The organism is Colwellia sp. 6M3, from assembly GCF_014077595.1.
Taxonomy (GTDB): Bacteria; Pseudomonadota; Gammaproteobacteria; order Enterobacterales; family Alteromonadaceae; genus Cognaticolwellia.
In genome coordinates, this window is sequence record NZ_JACGWF010000124.1 from 1 (window position 1) to 8,883 (window position 8,883).

Sequence of the window (8,883 nt, forward strand, 5' to 3'; positions counted from 1 at the left end):
TTGTTTATCAACGAGGTGTTTCCAATCATCAAATGTTCTACGTGTCATAAGTCACTCCAAAATTAAGTTGGAGGAACTATAAATTCAAACGTTAATTAATAGAACGTGCTCTTGGCCAGACGTTCACGTTGTTTTACACAAAAAACTTTATTTTATTAACTTTCAATATCTGGCGTTTGACAAACTACATCCATATTTTGTGCACGATGTCTTAAATAATGATCCATCAACGTTAACGCGAGCATTGCTTCAGCAATAGGGACCGCTCTAATGCCTACACAAGGATCATGACGACCTTTAGTCACGATATCAGCAGGCTGACCTTCAAGATCAACGGTTTTTCCGCTAACACCAATACTAGAGGTAGGCTTTAAAGCAATTGATGCCACAATAGGTTGACCTGAAGATATCCCTCCTAAAACGCCCCCCGCGTGATTAGAAGCAAAGCCATCAGGTGTTAACTCATCTCTGTGTTGTGAACCTTTTTGATTAACAACGCCAAAGCCATCACCAACCTCTACCGCTTTAACTGCATTTATCCCCATTAGAGCATGCGCAATATCAGCGTCTAAACGGTCAAAAATAGGCTCGCCTAAACCAACAGGTACATTGTTCGCAACAACCATCAATTTTGCACCAATAGAGTCTTTTTGGCGCATAATGCCACGCAATAACTCGTCTAGTTGCTCAAGCTTGTTGGCATCAGGGAAGAAAAAAGGATTCTCTTCAACAATATTCCAATCAAAATTCTCTGCACATACTTCACCAATTTGAGTAACACAGGCTTGAATAGTGATACCAAATTTTTGTTTTAAATATTTTTTTGCCACAGCGCCCGCAGCAACACGCATTGCGGTTTCACGTGCTGATGAGCGACCACCACCACGATAATCACGAATGCCATATTTTTGCCAATAAGTATAATCCGCATGACCTGGGCGAAATGTTTTCGCTATATCGCCATAGTCTTGCGAGCGTTGGTCGGTGTTTTCAATTAATAAGCCTATGGGTGTTCCCGTAGTTTTACCTTCAAAAACACCTGACATTATTTTGACTTCGTCAGCTTCGCGACGTGCGGTGGTAAAGCGAGAAGTGCCAGGTCGGCGTCGGTCAAGATCGAGTTGTAAATCTGCCTCACAAAGCTCTAAACCTGGTGGACAACCATCTATAATCGCTCCTAAGCCTAAACCATGGCTTTCACCGAATGAAGTAACCGTAAATAACTTACCGAAAGTATTACCTGACATAATAAATATTACCTGTTAAATATGATGAGATACCAATGTTCCAATGAATATTAGCATCAAAGTACCCACCAGAAGTTTATCAATCTGGCTGGTTTAATTAATTACTGTTCAAAATCTTGCTGATGACTTTCTAATTGTGCTTTAGTTAATCTAAACACACCATGGCCGCCTCGTTCGAATTCCAACCATTGAAATGGTACGGTTGGAAACGCTGCCGTTAAATGAATTTGTGAATTACCCACTTCGCAAATTAATACACCGTTTTCATTAAGATGATTTGCCGCTTGCGCTAAAATTTGTCGTACGATATCTAAACCATCAAAACCACTACCTAATCCCATTACAGGCTCATGCAAATACTCTTGCGGTAATGAGTCAACATCTTCTTGATCTACATAAGGTGGATTTGTCACTATTAAATCATAGCTTTGCCCTTTAACCCCAGAAAAAACATCAGATTGAATTGGAATAACTTGTGCTGATAATCCATGGCCGTCAATGTTGATTTGTGCCACATTCAGTGCATCAATAGAAAGATCAACTGCATCAACTTCAGCTTCTGGAAAAGCGACAGCGCAGGCAATAGCAATACAGCCACTGCCTGTACATAAATCTAAAATTCGGTTTGGCGATTGTTCAATTAAGCCGGTAAAACTCTGCTCAATTAATTCACCTATGGGTGAGCGTGGCACAAGTACCCGTTCGTCAACATAAAAAGGTAAACCACAAAACATTGCTTGATTAGTTAAATACGCTGCCGGTAACCCTTCTACAATTCGGCGTTCAAATAACTGTAAAATAGCCACTCGCTCTGATGAGACTAAACGACACTGCATTAATTCGTTAGCTAACTCTTGAGGCAAAGCCAGTTCATGCATAACTAACGTAAGTGCTTCATGCCATGCGTTGTTTGTACCGTGGCCAAAATACAAATCAGCCTGATTAAACTGACTCGCACCAAAACGTACATAGTCATTAACGGTATGCAATTGTTCACTTACCTCTGTAAAGTTTATTATTTCCACGCTTTCCTCAGGATGATCATCGTAATGCATATATTTATTATACTTTCACTTGTTATTGTTCGTCGATGTTTTTAGACTTCGCACATGAAATTTAAAGACGCGCTAAATGCGGATGAAAAAAAGTTATTTAAAGATGCTATAGGCAAGGTAAAGCCTATGGTACAAGATAGGGTACACCCGGTAAAAAGAACCATCAAGCAGAAAACCACTTTAACAAAACAAAAACACAACAAAGCCCTTGCAGAATTTCACTTTTCAGATGAATTTGAACCTAATTTAAATACTAATGGGCCTGTTAAATACGTGCGTGAAGGTGTTGACAGTTTTGAAGTTAAAAATTTACGACGTGGCCAATATAGTCCTGATTTGATTTTAGATTTACATGGCCTTGACCAACACCAGTCAAAGCGTGAAATAGCGGCATTACTTGCCGCTTGCGATAAAGAACATGCACAGTGTGTTTGTATCGTTCATGGCTTAGGGGGGCGCGTATTAAAAAATAAAGTACCGCATTGGTTAGTGCAACACCCCGATGTAATGGCCTTCCATCAAGCGCCACTCGAATGGGGAGGCAATGGCGCAATACTGGTTTTAGTCGAACTAAAAGACAAATTTATTAGAGATTAAGCCTGCCAATAAATCAAAAGTAATTAAAGTGATGGTTTAAAATCATTTGGTGAAACGATATTAACCAACTCACCAGACATTTTATCTACACTATATTCAATTTGCGCTACTGAGGCGGTTTGAAACATTGGCATGGCGTGATCGGTTGTCAGTTCAGCAACCAAATAGCTTACTAAAGGCATATGCGACACAAGTAATATATTTTGGTATTGCTCTTCTACACATACAGCATCTAAATAATCATGCACGTCTTTCGCACTATCTTCTGGGGTAATAATGCCTAAAGTTTTTCTTTTAACCACATTACTAAATTCACCTATCAATGCATCAGCTGTTTGTTGCGCTCTTACATAAGGGCTAACAAATACACAATCAAATATTGTGTTGTTTTTTAATAACCATTGGCCAATAAATTTAGCTTCTTTAATGCCGGTTTCAGTCAGCGGTCGTTGTTCATCGCTAGGAGCAACCATTTCAGCTTGACCATGACGCATAACAAAAATTTGCATAAACACCTTATTAACACAATGTATAGCCCACATAATCAATGCGAACAGTTTTCAGTTAGTGAGACTAAAATACCCTCTGTATTTTAACACTAACTATATAGCGTTAAAGATTCATTAGGTATATATCTTAAGAATTGGCGCTATAGTAAAGTAATTGTTTATATTTTTATAACATCTGTTAAGAATAAAATGGACTCACCTTATTCCTTAATGTAATTTAGAACGATAAAAAATATTATACATAAACTATAGCAAAGCCCTGCTGTAGTTAAATTGTGCGGGAGCGAAAGTGAAAATAAGCCCGAATGACACTAAACAATATAAATCAATTACGTTAAGCAATGGCTTAAGAGCTTTATTGGTTCATAATTTAGCTTCAAATAAGTCTGCTGCTGCCTTAGCCGTTAATGTTGGGCATTTCGATGATCCTAACCATAGGCAAGGACTAGCTCACTTTCTTGAACACATGTTATTTCTAGGTACAGAAAACTTTCCAGATGGCAGCGAATATCAAAAATTTATCAATGAACATGGTGGCAGTAATAATGCTTGGACAGCCACAGAGCACACTTGTTTTTTCTTCGACATTGGCCATCAGCACTTTGGCTCTGCAATAGAACGATTTGGTGAGTTTTTTACAGCCCCCCTACTGTCTGAAGAATTTGTAAATAAAGAACGAAAAAATATTGATGCGGAGTTTAAACTCAAACTTAAAGATGACATTCGCCGCCTTTACGATGTTCATAAAGAAACAATCAATCAAGCTCACCCTTTTGCAAAGTTTTCAGTAGGCAGTAGTGAAACTTTAGCTGATAAAGCAGGATATAATTTACGCGAAGAGTTATGCAATTTTTTTGAAAAAAATTACCAAGCTCATTTCATGACTTTAGTATTGGAAGGTCCGCAAACCATTAATGAACTAGAAGATTTAGCGAATAACCATTTCTCTAAAATTCAATCAAATGGACTTGAAAAAATTCAAATTAGCCAACCTCTTTATTATCCGCAGCATCAACAAAAATGGATATCAGTACAGCCGGTTAGGAACGATCAACAACTCATTATTAGTTTTGCTATGCCGAGCATAGATAAATATTATCGCCAAAAACCTGAATCGATATTAGCTTACTTAATTGGGCATGAAGGCCCAGGTAGCATATTGTCATTATTAAAAAGTAAGCAATGGGCTCTGGGCTTAACGGCCGGCTCTGGTATAAATGGCTCTAACTTTAAAGATTTTAATATTAGTATCTCACTTTCAGAACTAGGTGCGAAAAATACCAATGAGATTATAAGTACTGTATTTTCATATCTAAATTTACTAAAAAATGCACCACTTAATGAACAATATTACCAAGAGAAGAAAGCATTAGCAGTATTATCATTTTGTTATCAAGAAAAGCTATCGCCGCTTGACTCTGTTAGCCAACTCGTCATTAACATGCAGCACTACCCAGAGCACGATTATATTTTTGGCGACTATGTTATGGAAGGCCAAAAACAAGAAACGCTAACTAACCTACTCGGGTATTTAGTTGCTAGCAATATGCGTATTATTTCTATCGATAAGAATAACGCCGGCCAACCCCACAATAATATGAGTAAATGGTATCAAGTACCTTATTCTATTCAAGATATTGATCAGCATACCATCGAAAATTGGCAACAAGCAGCGACTTTAAACACACTAGCATTACCTAAAAAAAATCCATACATAGTCGCACAACCAAAACTGGTTAAAGATGATGATGAAGACAATACACCGCAAAAACCACCAGAAAATATTTATCAGCAAAATGGATTAAATGCTTGGTTTAAACATGATACCAGTTTCAACACGCCAAAAGGCTATATATACCTATCTGTAGACTCACCTGCAGTTATAGAAAATGCTAGCACTATTGCAATGACAAGGCTTTTTATTGATTTATATAGTGACGCTGTCATTGAAGAACATTACGATGCTGAGTTAGCGGGCATTCACTATCATTTATATTCACACCAAAGTGGGCTAACACTGCAATTATCAGGTATTAGTACTAAACAAGAACAATTATTGCCGCGCTTATTAGCCAGCTTAATGCAAGGTAAGTTTTGTGCTAATAAATTCGAATTATTTAAACAACAACTTCTCAGTCATTGGCAAAATGCAGAAAGTAGTAAGTCTATATCACAGCTGTTTGCTAAACTTAGCGCTTCAATGCAACCGACTAGCCCAAGTAGCAAAACGTTAATTAGTGCCCTTAAAAAAATAGAATTTAATCAGTTTAAAAGTTTTCTCCCTAAGATTTTTGAAAATACCGCGGTAGACGTTCTAATACACGGAAATTGGTCGAAGCATTCGGCAAATAAAATTATTTCAGATATTAAAAAAGTATTCGTTAATAAATTGTCAGATAGTAATCAAGTTAAAATCCCCTGTAATGATATTCAAGGAAAAGGCACTTTAACGCTGCCAATGGCATTACCCGCTCATGATCATGCTGCTGTTCTGTATTATCCCATGCCAAATAAAGATCTACGCACAGTAGCATTGACCATGTTAACCAACCAGTTATTGTCTCCTATTTTTTTCCAAGAAATGCGCACAGAAAAACAATATGGTTATTTAGTCGGTGTTGGCTTTATTCCAATTAATCGCTACCCTGGTATAGCATTTTATATACAGTCACCTCATACAGACTCTGTCACATTAACAGCGGCAATGAACGACTTTATAGCGCGCTCTGGTGATTTTATTAATCAATTACCTGCTGAACATTGGCAACATTTACAATTTGGTCTCGCCAGTCAGTTACAAGAAAAAGACTCAAATTTAAGAATTAAGAGTCAACGATACTGGGCTGCTATCTGTAATAAAGAAGCGTCATTCGACCAAAAGCAAAAGCTCATTTCAATTATTGAAAAACTATCCATAAAAGATGTAGCAGAATTTATCAAAGCTTACTTTCAACACACCGATAATACAGATTGCTTGTCATTACTGAGTTACGAAAACAACGAACAATTTACATTAATGACGAAAGGTTTAACCATTAAGGACGATGAAGAAACTTTATTGAAAAAATGTCAAAGAAAATATTAATCTAGCCGATACATAACTATATTGCTTTTATGACGATTAAATTACTTCAAAACCCGTCATAAAGCGCCAAAGATTGACTTACCCCTCGACATCATTTTAAATGGGGTGTGACATCCAAAAATAATAAAAATATATGGCATATCTAAGTAAGTTAAATTAATTAGATATGGGTTTCACTACCAAAAGGTTGTATTTGTGCTTTTGCTTCTTTTAAGAAATAAATTAATTCCCCAATGCTATTCGATGGTCGCTCTGTTGACTTTGATCGTTTTACTATTCCCTCATACCAAGGCCCTAGCTTCAGATCACAACATTAACCAAAATCCCTTAAAATTTGAACGAATCTCGATAGCTGAAGGCCTATCTCAAAGCTATGTTTACGATATTACTCAAGATCAAAATGGCTTTATATGGATAGCCACCCAAGACGGCTTAAATCGATATGATGGTAAGAACTTCGTTTATTATCGTCACGACAGTACAGATAAAAAATCAATTGCAGATAACTTTATTAGAAAAATATTTATAGATAACAAAAATGTTCTCTGGGTTGGTACAAATGAAGGCCTAAGCCGATATAACGAATCATTAGATAATTTTGACAATTTTATCCATCAAAAAAATGACAGTAACTCACTAAAAGACAACGAAATATGGGATATTTACCAAGATCCCAATAATAACATTTGGGTCTCCACCAAAGAAGGTCTACATAAATTCGATCCAGAATATCAAAATTTTTCACGAATTAGAATTCGTGGTTTAGATGCTGCTTTGAAAGAGATCAAAACCATTTTCCAAGATGAAAAAGGGAACTATTGGCTTGGTACTTTTGATAAAGGGATATATTTAGCCAACAATACACTGACCTTTGCAATTTCTTTAAGTGAAAACAATAAATGGAATTTAAAACTCAACGCCAATGCACTTTACGACCTAAAGTTTATCGATAACCATTACTGGTTAGCGACTAATAATGGCTTATTTGTTGTGTCTCAAGATTATGAAATTAAAAAGCATTACTCCGATGATAAAGAAAATATAAGCGAGAGATTATTATCTAATAATGTAAGGACAATCACATTGTTAGATAATTCAATGGTATGGCTTGGGACGCTAAATGGCCTTAACATTATTAACTTGTTATCAGGAAATATAGATGCGTATCAGACAGTTCAACATAAAAATGCTATTTCAAACAATTATATTTTAAAATTATTTAAAGATAGTGCAGATAATATTTGGCTTGGCACAAACGGAAATGGAATCAACACTTTTAACAGTTTACAGCTAAAAATTAGACATGGCTTATTTAATTATGACGAAATACCAAGCACAGTAAATGCGTTTGCTGAATCTAAAGATGGAAATATTTGGTTTGCCACCGATGACGGAAAATTGAGTTACTTGAATTCAATGGGTAAGGTAACTCATTTAGAAACAGGGAATACTTCTCCCATCTCTCATTTAATGATAGACAATTCAGATAATTTTTGGCTGAGAACTGAAGCTGAACGCCTTACTCAAGCAGGTAACCTGTATTACTTCGATACCAAAGCTTTAACATTAGTTGAAAACAAATTTTGGACAAATAATTCCTCTCACACAGATTACAGCCAATTATTTTTAATTGAAAATAAAATTTGGTTTCTTGACAGTGAAATGCAATTAACTACATTTGATGTTAAAACTAATCAATTTGAAAGTTTCATACCTAGGAATGCCAATCAGTTCACTTCTTTAAAGTACGACTACAACAAAAGCGAAATTTGGCTTTCAACAAAAAAAGGTGAAATTTTACAGTTTGATATATCTACATCTGAGTTTTCGGATAACTTATACCTACTCTCAAATAGAATGACATTTGGCGAAATTTCAACAATTGCACTGTCAAATAAATGGATCTGGTTAGGCTCACGACATAACGGAGTAGCATTAATAAACAAGAAAGATAGTACCGAATTATATTTCAACGAAAAAAATGGCCTGAGCAACAATTTCATTGCTGACATAGTTATTGATTCGACAGAAATAGGTTGGTTATCAACAAATATTGGAATCAACTCTATTGACCCGAAAAGTAAATTAGTTAAATCCTTTAATAAAGACATGTTAATAAGTGACAATGAATATATTAGTGATAGTTCTCTACTAACATCTAGTGATACTATTTTCTTTGGAGGAATAAATGGTTTTCATACATTTATTCCTCAAGAAATATCTCAAATAAAACAAAAAATACCTACCCCCATCATTTCAAATATATTAACTCAAGTTTCGGGGTTCAAAATAGACGAGGAAATAACAATAACCTAATGATTTAAAAGAAGTTGATGCCTCATTGTGGTAAAATACTTGTTAACTAGACAACGTAAAAAACCACAAGAGAC

At 35.8% G+C, this 8,883-nt stretch carries 6 protein-coding genes; 3 read left to right on the forward strand and 3 right to left on the reverse strand.

Going from position 1 to position 8,883, the window contains the following annotated elements; translation table 11 throughout:
* Positions 1-155: 155 nt before the first annotated feature.
* Complete coding sequence (aroC, locus tag H4J50_RS17545; protein WP_182257511.1) at positions 156-1,247, reverse strand: chorismate synthase; 1,092 nt, start codon at positions 1,245-1,247, stop codon at positions 156-158.
* 101 nt (positions 1,248-1,348) lie between these two features.
* Positions 1,349-2,272, reverse strand: coding sequence for a 50S ribosomal protein L3 N(5)-glutamine methyltransferase (prmB, locus tag H4J50_RS17550; RefSeq protein WP_310733280.1), 924 nt, complete (start codon positions 2,270-2,272; stop codon positions 1,349-1,351).
* An 84-nt stretch (positions 2,273-2,356) separates the two neighbouring features.
* On the opposite strand from prmB, the gene smrB reads away from it, so the two are divergent.
* Positions 2,357-2,899 (forward strand): endonuclease SmrB, encoded by a 543-nt coding sequence (smrB, locus tag H4J50_RS17555; RefSeq protein WP_182257513.1) that lies wholly within the window; start codon positions 2,357-2,359, stop codon positions 2,897-2,899.
* 23 nt (positions 2,900-2,922) lie between these two features.
* On the opposite strand, the gene sixA is transcribed toward smrB, so the two are convergent.
* On the reverse strand, positions 2,923-3,408 hold the full coding sequence (gene sixA, locus H4J50_RS17560) for a phosphohistidine phosphatase SixA (RefSeq protein WP_182257514.1): 486 nt from the start codon (positions 3,406-3,408) through the stop codon (positions 2,923-2,925).
* A gap of 289 nt (positions 3,409-3,697) precedes the next feature.
* Here sixA and H4J50_RS17565 point away from each other — a divergent pair, with 289 nt between their 5' ends.
* A complete protein-coding gene (locus H4J50_RS17565; protein ID WP_182257515.1) occupies positions 3,698-6,493 on the forward strand; it encodes an insulinase family protein in 2,796 nt (931 codons plus the stop codon).
* A gap of 195 nt (positions 6,494-6,688) precedes the next feature.
* Positions 6,689-8,809 carry a two-component regulator propeller domain-containing protein gene (locus tag H4J50_RS17570; protein WP_182257516.1) on the forward strand — a complete coding sequence of 707 codons (2,121 nt, stop codon included), beginning with the start codon at positions 6,689-6,691 and terminating at the stop codon, positions 8,807-8,809.
* Positions 8,810-8,883 lie beyond the last annotated feature (74 nt).

Coding starts and splice junctions, on each gene's coding strand:
- aroC (WP_182257511.1), bottom strand. CDS start 1,247: ATGTCAGGTAATACTTTCGGTAAGTTATTTACGGTTACTTCATTCGGT.
- sixA (WP_182257514.1), bottom strand. CDS start 3,408: ATGCAAATTTTTGTTATGCGTCATGGTCAAGCTGAAATGGTTGCTCCT.
- smrB (WP_182257513.1), top strand. CDS start 2,357: ATGAAATTTAAAGACGCGCTAAATGCGGATGAAAAAAAGTTATTTAAA.